This is a genomic window from Clostridioides sp. ES-S-0054-01 (genome assembly GCA_021561035.1).
Lineage (GTDB): Bacteria > Bacillota > Clostridia > Peptostreptococcales > Peptostreptococcaceae > Clostridioides.
On record CP067346.1, the window covers coordinates 847,162 to 860,641 of the forward strand.

Genomic DNA, 13,480 nt, shown 5'->3' on the forward strand with positions numbered 1-13,480 from the left:
ATGTACATTACAAAGGTATTAAATAATTCGTTGCTACTTGCAAAGGATAATAATGGTGAGGAAATAATACTGATGGGGAAAGGTATTGGTCACAATTATAAGGTTGGGGCTGAGTTAAATAAAGAAGATATAGAAAAAACTTTTGTTCTTCATGATGAAAATATAAAAAAGAGTATTATACAACTGGCATCAGAAATAGATGCGGAATACTTTGGTATAGCTCAAATGATAATTGCATATGGAACAGAAAAATATAACTTAAAACTTATGAACCATATATATTTGTCCTTAACTGACCACATAGCCTTTGCAGTGAGACGTTTTAAAGAAGGTATAATGATTGAGAATCACTATTTGTTTGAAATTAAGGAGTTTAATCCAAAAGAATATGATATAGGAAAATATGCAATTACTGTTTTTAAGGAGGTTCTTGGTTTAGAACTACCAGAAGAAGAGATTGGTAATATAGCAGGCCATTTTATAAATGCACAACAAGACAATCCTTATAGTGATAGAAATAAGAAAAGTGCCAAAATTGTAAATGCTATTTTGCAAATAGTTCATTATCACTTTTCTATTGTATATAATAAAGAATCATTTTATTATAGGAGATTTGTAATGCATCTAAAGGCCTTTTCACAAAGATTTCTGGCTAACGAACCATCAAAAGAAAAGATAGATTTTATATATGAGCAAGTTCAAAAAAATTGTAAGGAAGAATATGAATGTGTGAAAAAGATAGGAGCTTATATATATAAAGAGTACTCTAGAGAATTGCCAAGACAAGAGGAACTATATTTGATGATTCATATTCATAAGATTTTAGGAGAATTAGATGAAAATAGTTAGAATATCTTAATATATCAGTAATATTATAAAAAAACTAAAGATTAACTAAATTTTAAATCTGAATAATTGAATTATTTAAGGGGGTTGTCTCAAAATTGATTTTTTTCTAATCAAATTTTAAGCCAACTCCTTTTTTGAATTCTTATATCATTATAGCTTTGATTAGCGTGCTTGCTTTGTTTAAACACATTTATAATACGCTTGATTTTTTCGAGATGATGAAATATACTAATGGGGATAGAAAGGATGATTAAGATGAATAAAGTTTTAATTATAGATGATGATAAAGATCTTTGTATTTTGCTAAAAAAGAGCATTTCCATTGAACAGCTTGAAGCGAACTATTGTCATTCCGGGAAAGAGGGACTGACTGAACTTTCAAAACAAGATTATCAATTAGTGGTTCTCGATGTAATGATGCCAGGTATGGATGGTTTTGAAACTATGGAACAAATACGAAAATACAGCAGTATTCCCATATTAATGTTGACATCAAAAAGCGATAATTACAGTAAAGTGCATGGATTACGGGCTGGTGCTGATGACTATATGACTAAACCATTTGAGATTGCCGAATTTAATGCTCGTGTTCTGTCTTTAATCCGACGCTATACTCGTTTTAATCCAAAGAATGAAGAACCTCAGCAACTCTCTTTTAAAGGTTTGTTGATTGATCTTGACCGGCATACAGTGACCACAAATGGCGAACCTATGTTGCTTCCGCCCAAGGAATTCGGTGTGCTTCTTTTCTGTGCAAGGCATCAGGGAAAGATTCTGACGAAGCAGCAGATTTATGAAGCAGTGTGGGGTGAACCCTATGTATATGATGACAGCAATATCATGGCTATTATCAGCCGTCTGCGAAAAAAAATTGAACTAGACCCGTCATCTCCCATCTATCTGCAAACTGTAAAAGGGATTGGGTATCAATTCAACAAGGAGGTATGAAAATGGATGTGCAAACAGTAATTCTCCTGTTGCTCTTGTTGTCGATTGGTCTACTTCTCCTTTCTATATTTGCTTTTTCCAAGCTTGGGCATATTCGGCGTAGCCTAAAAGATATAGAAGAAACACTTGCCGATATACAAAGTGGAAATGAAAATCGCAAAGTACTAGTTAAGCCATCTGATGTTATGGCTCCCTTAGTTTATCAGTTTAATGAGATTGTCTACGATTATGAAAATAAGCTGATTTCTCTGAAAAAGGCGGATAAAGCTAGCAAGCAACTTATGACTAGCCTATCTCATGATGTTCGTACACCATTAACAACCTTGATTGGCTATTTAGATGCCGTACACAGTGGAATCGTCATGGGAGATGAACGTGAGGAATATATTGAAATCGCTAGGCGCAGAGCTTACGATCTTAAGGAATATATAGATGTTCTTTTTGACTGGTTCCGATTGAACTCTGATGAATTTACGCTGTCAATAGAATCTGTGGAAATTGCAGAGCTGTCACGGAATATTCTGAAAGACTGGATTCCTATCTTCCATGAAAAGAAACTGGATTTTGAAATTGATATCCCAGAAAAGCAACTCATGGTAAATCTCGATTCAGATGGATATTCACGTGTGGTCAATAATTTGGTTCAGAATGTTATTGCTCACAGTCAGGCTAGCCAAATCAAGATTACCATGAGTGAGGATTCCAAAATGGTATTACTACGTGTTGAAGATAATGGTGTTGGGATTGCCAAAGAAAATTTACAGCACGTTTTTGAAAGGCTGTACAAGTGTGACAAGGGGCGTTCAGAAAAAGGCAGTGGTCTTGGTTTATCTATCGTCAGCCAAATGGTAGAGCGAATGGGAGGTCAGATTTCCGTAGAAAGTGATATTGGAAAGTACACCGTATTTGCAGTGAGATTACCATTAATATAAAGCTATTTCTCCCCAGGTGGCATGTATTCACATGGGGATTTTTTGTAAGTTCTAAAGTTGCAAGGTTAATACAAGGTTGTTGTAAGGTTAATGCAAGATTGAAGTGGTATGATTATTTTGATAAACAAAGGAGGCTTTTACTATATATGAATAATTTAATTGTTGAAACAAAAAATCTCACTAAACAGTATGGCGCTCAAAAGAGCGTTTCTAATTTAAATATTCACGTTCAGAAAGGTCGTATTTACGGCTTACTGGGAAGAAACGGTGCTGGTAAAACGACTACTATGAAAATGCTATTGGGTCTGACAAAACCAACTAATGGGGAAATTAAAATTTTTGGTCAAGATATTCAGAAGAACGAAAAGAAACTTCTTCCTCGAATTGGATGTTTGATTGAATCACCAGGTTTTTATCCTAATCTGACTGGAACAGAAAATCTCAAAATCTTTGCGAGACTTAGGGGAATACCAAAGAAAAATGCAGTAGAATCAGCGCTGGAAGTAGTAGGTTTACCCAACAATGACAAAAAGCTATTTTCTCAATATTCTCTCGGTATGAAACAGAGGCTGGCGATTGCTCTCGCCATTATGCACGATCCGGAACTGTTGATTTTGGACGAGCCTATCAATGGACTTGATCCTATTGGTATTGCAGAAGTAAGAAAGTTTATTCGTAATCTCTGCACAGAACGAGGCAAAACCATTTTGATTTCTAGCCATATTCTTTCTGAAATTTCCTTATTGGCAGATGACATAGGTATTATTGACCATGGAATTTTATTGGAGGAAGAAAGTCTTGCCCAATTGGAAGAAAAAAACAGTAAATATATACATTTTGCTGTATCTGATGCAGCACAGGCAGCAAGGCTTCTGGAAATCAAGCTTAACCTGAAAAATTTCAAAGTAGCAGACAATCACAATATTATGCTTTATGATACAGATGTTTCAGTTGCAGAAATAAATCGCGCTTTCATTCAAAACAACATTGATGTATCAGAATCTCATTTGTGCGAGGATACTCTTGAAGATTACTTCAAGAAAGTAACAGGGGGTGAAGGAATTGCTTGATCTAATTTTATGTGAATTTTCAAAAATTAAGCGGTTAAAATTTATCCTGATTTCTATTTTAGGTGCTTGCCTATTCCCAATTCCCGCAACAATTTTGATTGCAAAGGACAACTTGCCCTTTGAGCAATTGTTCAAATTAGTTATCAATTTTGGATATTTTTTGCTACTACCAATTGTATTGAGCATTGTTGCAAGCCAGCTGTTTTTCACAGAAAGGGATAATGACGTATTAAAAAATCTTGCAACAGTGCCAGTGCCAAAAGGAAAAATGGCTCTGGCAAAACTGGCTGTGATTCTGGTGATATCACTGTTTTATTCCGTTGCTGGCTTAGGAGCTACCATTATTGGAGGTTTCTTTATTGGAACAGTAGAGGGGATAGTTGTAAAATTAGGAATGAGTATAACTTTTGGAACTATGTTTTTTATTGCTGCACTTCCGGTTGTGGTACTCATTGTATATTTCAATCGCAGTTATATTTTTTCCATAATACTTTCTTTTGCATATACTATTTTCAATTTTGGTATATCTTTAAATCTTATTAATTTTGAACCAAATAACCCGCTATTAAGTGTATTACCTGCTCCCATTATTATGCGTTGGTGGATGGCATCTTGGGGAGATCCCACTGGTGAATATACGGCGCTTAGACAGCCATATTTACTCTCAACTCCTGCTTGTGTAGGTATTTTATGTTTGATAGCAATTGTGGCAACCCTGCTAATTTGTATGATTTATAAGAAGCAGGAGAATTAGGAGGTATCTATGCTTGATATAATTATTACGGAATTTCACAAAATAAAACGATACAATATTCTATGGGTTGGTGTTGTCGCTGCTCTGTTTTCTGTATTATTGGCACTTTTCCAGATTGTAAGTTCCCACGGAAGCGACCCTTTAACGTATGAGAGTTTTGCAAACGGGGTTATCTGGAACAATTTCAGCCTTGCTTTTCCCTTTGGGATTACGATTATTGGAGGATATCTTATTAACCGAGAATATACAGACCAAACCTTAAAGAACATCCTGACTGTTCCAATTTCATTACGAAAATTGCTAGCAGGAAAATTAATTATGGTTGGAGGACTTACTATATTACTAAGTCTTTTCAGCTTCTTATGCACAGTTATTTTGGGATTGATATTTTGCAATATTAATATATCCATTACACTCGTTGTAAAATCCTTAGGTCAGATTTTGGCTGTTAATTTGTGTTGCTATGTTGCTGTTTTGCCGATTATTGCTTATTTTGGTCATAAACAAAATGCTTTTCTGACAGGAGTAGGGATTGCATTTGTCTACGGATTCTGTGGTGTGTTTGTTGCTGGAAGGAAACTGACAGACTTTTATCCAATCACAGCAGGGCTTGGTCTAGTTGGATATGATAATGGTACGGGTAGTGTTTATCAGCCACTTATCGGAGTTGTGACTTTGGTCGTAATTCTAATCCTGACAACCATTTTACTTGCATTTACACCAAATTACGATAAAGTTATGACAACATCTAAGAAAAAAGGGACAAAGCATAAAAAGTATTCTCATAAATAAAATCAATATTATTTCTTTTATTTAAGCTACTGGTCAGTTACAAAGAAAAAATTTGTTGTACGGTAGCTGTATGACCATGTATCCAAGAAGCGACAGGTTTGATTTTTCAGAGCTGTCGCTTCTTTTTATATTTTAAATAACGACCATCTTAATACTTACGATAGGTGTAGTATCAAGGGCGGACATTGTTATGTATATGTTGTATATTATATTAAGTATATACTAAAATACATGTTTAAATAATACGTTTGAAAGTAAGAATATTTAAATAAAAAAAATAATATTATATATAGTTGACAAAAAGTGGAAATTAATATATTATGTAAATATAGAAATAGTAATCATTACTATTATTAAAAAGGGAGGAATTAATTATGAACTTAAAAGGAACTAAAACAGAAAAGAATTTAATGGCAGGATTTGCAGGAGAGTCAGAAGCAAGAAATAAATATACATACTATGCTTCAAAAGCTAGAAAAGAAGGTTATAATCAAATAGCTGCTATATTTGAAGAGACTGCTAACAATGAAAAGGAACATGCTAAATTATGGTTTAAGCTTTTACATGATGGTATGCCTTCAACAGAAGAAAATTTAAAAGATGCAGCAGCAGGTGAAAACTATGAGTGGACTGATATGTATGCAAAATTTGCTAAAGAAGCTAGGGAAGAAGGATTTGACAAGATAGCTTATTTATTTGAAGCTGTTGGAAAAATAGAAAAAGAGCATGAAGAAAGATACTTAAAACTTTTAGAAAACTTAAATGAAGGAAAAATATTTAAGAGAGATGAAGAAGTTGTTTGGCAATGTCAAAACTGTGGTCATGTGTACGTAGGTACTGAAGCACCAGAAAAATGCCCAGTATGTGACCATCCAAAGGCATATTTTAATATAAAAGCTGAAAACTATTAAAAATTATCATTATTAAAAAGGAATGTTAACTATGAAATTTTCTAAACAGCGAGAACTGATTTTGAATGAAATATTAAATAATCCGGTTCATCCTACTGCGGATTACTTATATGAAAACTTAAAAAAAGATAATCCAAATTTAAGCTTAGGAACTGTGTATAGAAATTTAGCTCAGTTAACGGAACATGGTTTTATAAGGAAAGTTAGTACTCCAGGAAATCCAGATAGATTTGATGGTAGGATAGATAATCATTATCATATCATATGTGAAGTATGTGGAGAGGTATACGATTTAGAATCTGACGTTCTTAATAATTTAAAAGAATTAATATCTGAGGAAACAGACATAAAAATAACATCTTATAACATAAGTTTTAAAGGGATTTGTAATAATTGTAAAAAATGTAGCCAAATAGGTTAGTTTTCAAATTCTAAAAAATGATTAATGAGGTGAGTTTATGTGTAGTGAACAAAAATTTTTTATATGTGAGACTTGTGGAAACCTTGTAGGAATGATACAAAGTGGCGGTGTACCTATTTTCTGTTGTGGAAAACCTATGAAGGAACTTGTTCCTAATACAACAGATGCAGCAGTTGAAAAGCATGTACCTGTAATTGAAGTAGAAGGAAATAATGTTACTGTTAAAGTAAGTAGCGCCACTCATCCAATGAATAAAGAACACCACATAGCATGGGTATACCTTATGACTGAGCAAGGTGGTCAACGTAAGTGTCTAGCAGTAGATGGAGAACCTATAGTTAAATTTGCTTTGAATGATGATGATAAAGTAATTTCTGCATATGCTTACTGTAATTTACATGGATTATGGAAGGCTGAATTGTAATATTTAAATAAATTGTGTCAAAAAGGAGGCTATAAATGTATTTTCATACAAATAGCCTCCTATAAATTTATATAAATTCAAGTTTTAATTTTATTTAATGTCAATATAACATAAGGAGAAAATAATATGTCAATTTATAAATGTAGTGTTTGTGGATATATTTATGATGAATCTAAGAATGATAAAACATGGGATGAATTAAATGAAGACTGGGAATGCCCTGTATGTACAAAAGGTCGTAGTTATTTTGGAAAGATAAGTACTGTTTACTATGAAGAAGATGAAAAGGAAAGTGAATATATAGTTGAAGATGAATCCAAATTAAATAGTGAAAAAGCAGGAGATTTAAATTACTTAAGTACATATTTAAGAAGAGATGATGAAGTTGAAAAGCACATGGACATAATTCACGAAATGGCTGTTACAGGAAAATCTATAATAGAACCTATGAGAACTAAACTACCAGTAATTTCTTGGGATGACATTTTGATTATGGGTGCTCAGTTAAATCCACTGCCTTTAAATGAACATGATGAAGTAAATACAACGACGATAATAGGGAAAAAAGCAAAAAAACCTATGGTTATAGAAAATCCAGTATATATTTCTCACATGTCATTTGGGGCTTTATCTAAAGAATTAAAGATAGCTTTGGCAAAGGGTGCAGCTAAAAATAAGACAGCTATGTGTAGTGGTGAAGGTGGTATATTACCAGAAGAGAAGGAAGCTTCATACAAGTATATTTTTGAATATGTGCCAAATAAGTACAGTGTCACTGAAGAAAATCTTAAAAATTCTGATGCTATAGAGATAAAAATTGGTCAAGGGACGAAACCTGGTATGGGAGGTCATCTTCCTGGAGAAAAAGTTACTGAAGAAATAGCAAAAGTAAGAAATAAGCCTGTAGGTCAAGATGTAATAAGCCCATCTTGTTTTGAGGAAATACAATCTAAAGAAGATTTAAAGAAACTTGTAGATGAACTTAGAGAAGTTTCAGAAGGGCGTCCAATAGGTGTTAAAATCTCAGCAGGTCATATTGAAAAAGATATGGAATTTATAGCTTATGCTAAACCTGATTTTGTGACTATTGACGGTCGTGGTGGAGCTACTGGAGCAAGTCCAAAGTTGCTTAAAGATGCAACTTCAATTCCAACAATATTTGCTCTTTACCGTGCTAGAAAATACATAGATACACATGGATTAGATATAGACTTAGTTATAACAGGTGGTCTTCGTATATCTACTGATTTTGCTAAGGCAATAGCTATGGGAGCTGATGCAGTTGCTATTGCAAGTTCTGCGCTTATGGCAGCGGCATGTCAACAATATCGTATATGTGGTTCTGGTAAGTGTCCTGTAGGGGTAGCTACTCAAGATGAGGGATTGAGAAAAAGATTACATATAGAAAATAGTGCCAATAGGGTTGCAAACTTCTTAAATGTGAGTTTAGAAGAACTTAAGACTTTTGCTAGAGTTTCTGGTCATAAGGATATACATGATTTAAGTGTTGATGATTTGTATACAGTTAACTCTGAAATATCAAATTATACAAATATACGACACGTATAGATTGAAGTTTGGAACTATTGGCTATAGATATTTATATAAGTAAATAATATATTTCATAAAAGGAGAATTTTACTTTGTAAAGTTCTCCTTTTATTATGAAAATTAAAGACATTAAATTGTAAAATGTTCTATGATATCATGCTATTAAACTAAAGATGTCGTATTTCAAACTAAATAATTCCAATGAATACGATAATAGAGGGGATTTTATACAATTATAAAGAAATAATTGTAAAATAATAAAGAAAAATTTGTATAAAATTTAACATTAAAAAAGATATTTCATAAAATTAAAAAACGAAGTAGATTTGAAAGTAAGTTGAATATAAAATAAATATGTAAAAAAAATTGATATATGAGTAGAAATAAGTTAAAAATGTAAATTTATTGGAAAAATATAGTTGAATTTAATGAACAAAAATGTTATTGTTTTATCAAAGAAGGATTAAAATATAAACTTTCAATATCATTTTTAAGGAGGATGATTTCATGCAAAAAAATGTAAAGAAAGCAAAAGTAACAGGCTCTATTTTAGCTATTTTTGGAGTTGCAAGCGTTCTTTTTAGTTCACATGCAGGAGGAGGGTTTGCTACAGGGAATCAAGAAACTCAGTATTATGTGCAGTATGGATGGACAGCACCACTTATGGCAATTTTAGCAATGATTATACTTACTGCTACCATGAGAGAAGTTATCATAATGTATAATAATAATGATTGTAGGAATTATAAGGATTTATTTTGTGAGCTTTGGAGACCATATCCAAAACTTGAAATAATATGGGAAATATATTACTATCTTATGGTTTTAATAGCTGTAAGTGCTGTTATAGCAGGTGCAGCAGCAGTGTTTCAAAGTATAGGGGTAAATTATTTTGTAGCTGTATTTATTATTGGAATTGTACTTCTTGTCTTTACTATATTTGGAGCTATGCTTGTATCTAAAGCAGCTACAGCAATGACAATAGCTATTCTAGTATGCACTCTTACTATTTTTATAGTAGGTATAAAAGCCAAATTACCAGAAATAACTGGAATATTATCAAATAGAACAAGCTTCACACCTGGCTATATCAAGCCAATACTTAATACTTTTATTTATGCAGGATTTCAATCGGTTGTTATACCTACACTTGCAGGATGTTCAAGACCACTTCTTAAGAACTCAAAAGAAGCTACTAAGGCAATGGTACTTTCATTTATTATGAATGCAATTGCATTAGGGCTTGCTGTAACTATGCTAATGGGATGGTATAGAGAAATTATTGCTGCTGGGCAGACAACACTTCCTACTCTTTATGTTGCAGGTCAATCTGGAAATCATACTATATACATAATTTACAATGTAGCATTATTCCTTTGCCTAATGTCTACAGGAGTAACTACTATATTTGGTCTTGTAAATAGATTTGAAGACCATAAAGCACTTTCTTTCCTTTCTTCAAGAATGAAAAGAAGGGTATTTACAGCTTGTGCAATAATGGTAGTGTCAATGCTTATATCACTTACAGGATTAAGTAATATTGTTAAATATGGATATGGATATTGTGGTTATCTTGGTCTATTCACTATAGTAATTCCATTCCTTACATTAGGTCATTATAAGAATAAGAAATTTGCCAAGGAAAATCCAGAGGCTAAATGGCCAGCAGAATTAAATGAAAATTAGAAGTATTAGCAAAAACATTGTTAAAGAGAATATTATGGATAATAGCTATATACGTTTACTAAGGTTATTTATAAAACCTAATATTAAAGAATTTGGAAACAGGTAACATAAAACTAAGAATAAAAGACAAAAAGAGAGTGTCTCAAAATGAACTTTGTAGTTCATAAGGCACTCTTTTTTATATGAAATCAAATATATTTTTATTATTTCGACAATAAAAAATACATTTATATCTATTTTTAGACAGCTTTTTTTCTTTAATATAAATTTAATATAAATTTAATATAAAATAGTATAACAGTAAAGAACAGATTGGTATATATTTTCTGTAGTTTTCTATATATTACAGTGTTTATATAATTCTGGTATTTTAAGTAGTCTATAAATTATAACTCTATAATTCTTCTACTAATTTTAGATTCTATAGCTGTCTCTATTTCACTTAACATTCGTTCATTTTTAGGGTCAATAAAAGCACATGTATAGCCTTCTTCACCAGCCCTGCCAGTTCTGCCAATACGATGAATATAGTCTTCAGGTGTTTCTGGTAAATCGTAATTATATATATGACTTACTCCAGATATATCAAGACCACGAGAAGCCACATCTGTAGCTATAAGATATTGTATATCTAAATTTCTAAATGATTTCATTATTCTCTCTCGTTTTGACTGAGCAATATCACTATGCAGTTTTTGACAATTATATCCTCTTATAGCAAGAGCTTCTTCAAGATTGTCAACTCTTCTTTTAGTTCTACAAAATATTATAGCCATAAAAGGATTGTCTTCATCTAAAACTTTACATAGAGCATCCAATTTTTTTCTATCTGTAGTTTCCACTACTTCTTGTTTTATATTATTAAGAGCAATTTCTTCTTTTTGTATAGAAACTACAACTGGATTTTTTGTATATCTATAAGCTAATTTTTTTACTTGGGAGTTCATAGTTGCAGAAAAACATAATGTCTGCTTTTTAGTTGAAGTTTCTTTTAAAATAGCCTCAACTTCATTTTTAAATCCCATAAGCAACATTTGGTCTGCCTCATCTAAAACAAAAGTTTTTAACTTACTAAGGTCAATTGTTTTTCTATTTAGATGGTCTAAAAGTCTACCTGGTGTAGCTATAATCATATGAATATTTCCTTTTAGCTTCTTTATTTGAGAACCAATATCTTTTCCTCCATAGGCTGCTAGAATACTTACATCTTTAGACTCTTTAAGTTTCATAGCTTCTTCTGTTATTTGAATAGCTAGTTCTCTTGTAGGAGAAAGTATAAGCACTTGTATATCATTTATATCTAGTGATATATTTTCAAATATCGGAAGTAAAAAAGCTAATGTTTTTCCTGTCCCAGTTTGAGCCTCTGCTATGACATCTTTTCCTGCTTTTATTAATTGAATACTTTCTTTTTGTATAGGTGTAGGTGTTGTTATTCCTGATTTTCTTAGAATGTTTATTGTATTTTCACTAATCCCTAAGCTTTTAAAATCCATTATTATCTTACCTTTCATAAAAAATTTTCTTTTTTATTAACCAATTAATAATATCATATTTGTAAGTATTTTTAGTAATTTTTTTAATTATTATTTATATAGTTTAGAAATATATGTAGATACTTTAAAATGGAATGTAGCTTAAATTAAATTTTAGAGGTTTATTTTTAAAGGTTTTTTGAAAATAAATCTATTTAAAAGTTAAATTAAAATGCAAGAAAAACATAATAACTTTCATTTTTAAGAAGTTTTCACAAAAAAGAAAAAATATAGTGCAATAAATAATATAAAGTAATATAATAGATTACAAGATATGAAAAGTAAAAAAAATAAATTGCAAATGAAATTAAAATGAATAAAAAATAAAAAAAAAATCATAAGTTAGAGGTATCAATGAAAAATAAGACCTAATGTTTTTAAAATTAAAAGTATACTAAGGGGGCGTTAATATGTGCATTATATCAAAAGATAGAGCAAAGGAAATAAAAATAGTAGATACTACTTTAAGAGATGGAGAACAAACAGCTGGGGTTGTATTTGCAAATAGAGAAAAAATAATGATTGCTGAAATGCTAAGTGACCTAGGTGTTGACCAAATCGAAGTTGGTATACCTACTATGGGTGGAGATGAAAAAAATGTAATAAAGCACATATGTAGTAGAAATTTAAAATCAGATATAATGGCTTGGAATAGAGCAGTAATAAAAGATGTTGAAGAATCTATTTCTTGTGGTGTTGATGCAGTAGCTATATCAATATCAGTATCTGACATTCATATAGAGAATAAACTTAGAACTTCTAGAGGTTGGGTTTTAGAAAACATGGCTAAAACAGTTGAATTTGCAAAGAAAAATGGATTATATGTTTCAGTAAATGGAGAAGATGCTTCAAGAGCAGATATAGACTTCTTAACTGAATTTATAAATGTTGGAAAACAAGCAGGGGCAGATAGATTTAGATACTGTGATACAGTAGGAGTTATGAATCCTTTTTCTATAAAGAATGTAATAGAGACTCTTTATGAAAGAACTAATTTTGACATAGAGATGCATACACATAATGACTTTGGAATGGCAACTGCAAATGCACTTGCAGGAATAGCAGCAGGAGCAAATTATGTTGGAGTTACGGTAAATGGATTAGGTGAAAGAGCAGGAAACGCAGCCTTAGAAGAGGTTTTAATGGCACTTAAGTGCGTTTATAAATGTGATTTAAACAATATAGACACTAGAAAATTTAGAGGAATATGTGAGTATGTAGCACAGGCATCAGGAAGAATTCTTCCTACATGGAAAGCAGTGGTTGGAGATAATATGTTTATACATGAATCTGGTATACATGCAGATGGAGCTTTAAAAGACCCACATAACTATGAGCCATTTGACCCAAGTGAAGTAAATCTTGAAAGAAAAATAGTAATAGGTAAACATTCAGGAAGAGCTGCAGTTATAAATAAGTTGAGTGAGTATGAAATGTATATTTCTCCAGAAAACGCTACCAAACTATTAAATGCTATAAGAGCTACATCTATAAGATTAAAAAGAAGTTTAATGGATAAGGAAATTCTTCAATTATATTGTGATATACTAGCACATGAAAAGGGCACAACAGAAGAAGAAGCAGTTAGAGGTTCATATATTTAAGGC

At 31.7% G+C, this 13,480-nt stretch carries 13 protein-coding genes; 12 read left to right on the top strand and 1 reads right to left on the bottom strand.

Features of this window, described 5'->3' with window-relative positions:
• The 11 genes from JJC02_04225 (at window position 1) to JJC02_04275 (ending at window position 10,338) form a co-directional block, all read left to right on the top strand.
• Window positions 1-849, top strand: coding sequence for a PRD domain-containing protein (locus tag JJC02_04225; protein UDN55394.1), 849 nt, complete (start codon window positions 1-3; stop codon window positions 847-849).
• A gap of 255 nt (window positions 850-1,104) precedes the next feature.
• A complete protein-coding gene (locus JJC02_04230) occupies window positions 1,105-1,797 on the top strand; it encodes a response regulator transcription factor (protein UDN55395.1) in 693 nt (230 codons plus the stop codon).
• Window positions 1,794-2,729: a HAMP domain-containing histidine kinase gene (locus tag JJC02_04235; GenBank protein UDN55396.1), complete on the top strand. Its 936-nt coding sequence runs from the start codon at window positions 1,794-1,796 to the stop codon at window positions 2,727-2,729. Before JJC02_04230 ends, JJC02_04235 begins: the two co-directional genes overlap by 4 nt.
• Window positions 2,730-2,875: 146 nt before the next feature.
• Window positions 2,876-3,799: an ABC transporter ATP-binding protein gene (locus JJC02_04240; GenBank protein UDN55397.1), complete on the top strand. Its 924-nt coding sequence runs from the start codon at window positions 2,876-2,878 to the stop codon at window positions 3,797-3,799.
• Window positions 3,783-4,553 (top strand): ABC transporter permease, encoded by a 771-nt coding sequence (locus JJC02_04245; protein ID UDN55398.1) that lies wholly within the window; start codon window positions 3,783-3,785, stop codon window positions 4,551-4,553. Before JJC02_04240 ends, JJC02_04245 begins: the two co-directional genes overlap by 17 nt.
• 9 nt (window positions 4,554-4,562) lie before the next feature.
• Complete coding sequence (locus tag JJC02_04250; protein UDN55399.1) at window positions 4,563-5,345, top strand: ABC transporter permease; 783 nt, start codon at window positions 4,563-4,565, stop codon at window positions 5,343-5,345.
• Between the two features lie 374 nt (window positions 5,346-5,719).
• Entirely contained in the window at window positions 5,720-6,256 is a 537-nt protein-coding gene (locus JJC02_04255) for a rubrerythrin family protein (protein ID UDN55400.1), read from the top strand.
• A gap of 31 nt (window positions 6,257-6,287) precedes the next feature.
• Window positions 6,288-6,677, top strand: a complete 390-nt coding sequence (locus JJC02_04260; GenBank protein UDN56374.1) for a transcriptional repressor — start codon at window positions 6,288-6,290, stop codon at window positions 6,675-6,677.
• Window positions 6,678-6,714: 37 nt separating this feature from the next.
• Window positions 6,715-7,101, top strand: a complete 387-nt coding sequence (locus JJC02_04265; GenBank protein ID UDN55401.1) for a desulfoferrodoxin — start codon at window positions 6,715-6,717, stop codon at window positions 7,099-7,101.
• A 126-nt stretch (window positions 7,102-7,227) separates the two neighbouring features.
• A complete protein-coding gene (locus JJC02_04270) occupies window positions 7,228-8,670 on the top strand; it encodes an alpha-hydroxy-acid oxidizing protein (GenBank protein UDN55402.1) in 1,443 nt (480 codons plus the stop codon).
• Between the two features lie 489 nt (window positions 8,671-9,159).
• Window positions 9,160-10,338, top strand: coding sequence for a hypothetical protein (locus tag JJC02_04275; protein ID UDN55403.1), 1,179 nt, complete (start codon window positions 9,160-9,162; stop codon window positions 10,336-10,338).
• Window positions 10,339-10,724: 386 nt separating this feature from the next.
• Here JJC02_04275 and JJC02_04280 read toward each other — a convergent pair whose 3' ends face one another.
• Window positions 10,725-11,834, bottom strand: coding sequence for a DEAD/DEAH box helicase (locus JJC02_04280; protein ID UDN56375.1), 1,110 nt, complete (start codon window positions 11,832-11,834; stop codon window positions 10,725-10,727).
• Window positions 11,835-12,283: 449 nt separating this feature from the next.
• Between JJC02_04280 and nifV the strand changes: the two genes are divergently transcribed.
• Window positions 12,284-13,477, top strand: a complete 1,194-nt coding sequence (gene nifV, locus JJC02_04285; GenBank protein ID UDN55404.1) for a homocitrate synthase — start codon at window positions 12,284-12,286, stop codon at window positions 13,475-13,477.
• Window positions 13,478-13,480: the final 3 nt, after the last annotated feature.

Coding starts and splice junctions, on each gene's coding strand:
- JJC02_04260 (UDN56374.1), top strand. CDS start 6,288: ATGAAATTTTCTAAACAGCGAGAACTGATTTTGAATGAAATATTAAAT.
- JJC02_04250 (UDN55399.1), top strand. CDS start 4,563: ATGCTTGATATAATTATTACGGAATTTCACAAAATAAAACGATACAAT.
- JJC02_04275 (UDN55403.1), top strand. CDS start 9,160: ATGCAAAAAAATGTAAAGAAAGCAAAAGTAACAGGCTCTATTTTAGCT.
- JJC02_04225 (UDN55394.1), top strand. CDS start 1: ATGTACATTACAAAGGTATTAAATAATTCGTTGCTACTTGCAAAGGAT.
- JJC02_04265 (UDN55401.1), top strand. CDS start 6,715: ATGTGTAGTGAACAAAAATTTTTTATATGTGAGACTTGTGGAAACCTT.
- JJC02_04255 (UDN55400.1), top strand. CDS start 5,720: ATGAACTTAAAAGGAACTAAAACAGAAAAGAATTTAATGGCAGGATTT.
- JJC02_04280 (UDN56375.1), bottom strand. CDS start 11,834: ATGGATTTTAAAAGCTTAGGGATTAGTGAAAATACAATAAACATTCTA.
- JJC02_04230 (UDN55395.1), top strand. CDS start 1,105: ATGAATAAAGTTTTAATTATAGATGATGATAAAGATCTTTGTATTTTG.
- JJC02_04235 (UDN55396.1), top strand. CDS start 1,794: ATGAAAATGGATGTGCAAACAGTAATTCTCCTGTTGCTCTTGTTGTCG.
- JJC02_04240 (UDN55397.1), top strand. CDS start 2,876: ATGAATAATTTAATTGTTGAAACAAAAAATCTCACTAAACAGTATGGC.
- JJC02_04270 (UDN55402.1), top strand. CDS start 7,228: ATGTCAATTTATAAATGTAGTGTTTGTGGATATATTTATGATGAATCT.
- nifV (UDN55404.1), top strand. CDS start 12,284: ATGTGCATTATATCAAAAGATAGAGCAAAGGAAATAAAAATAGTAGAT.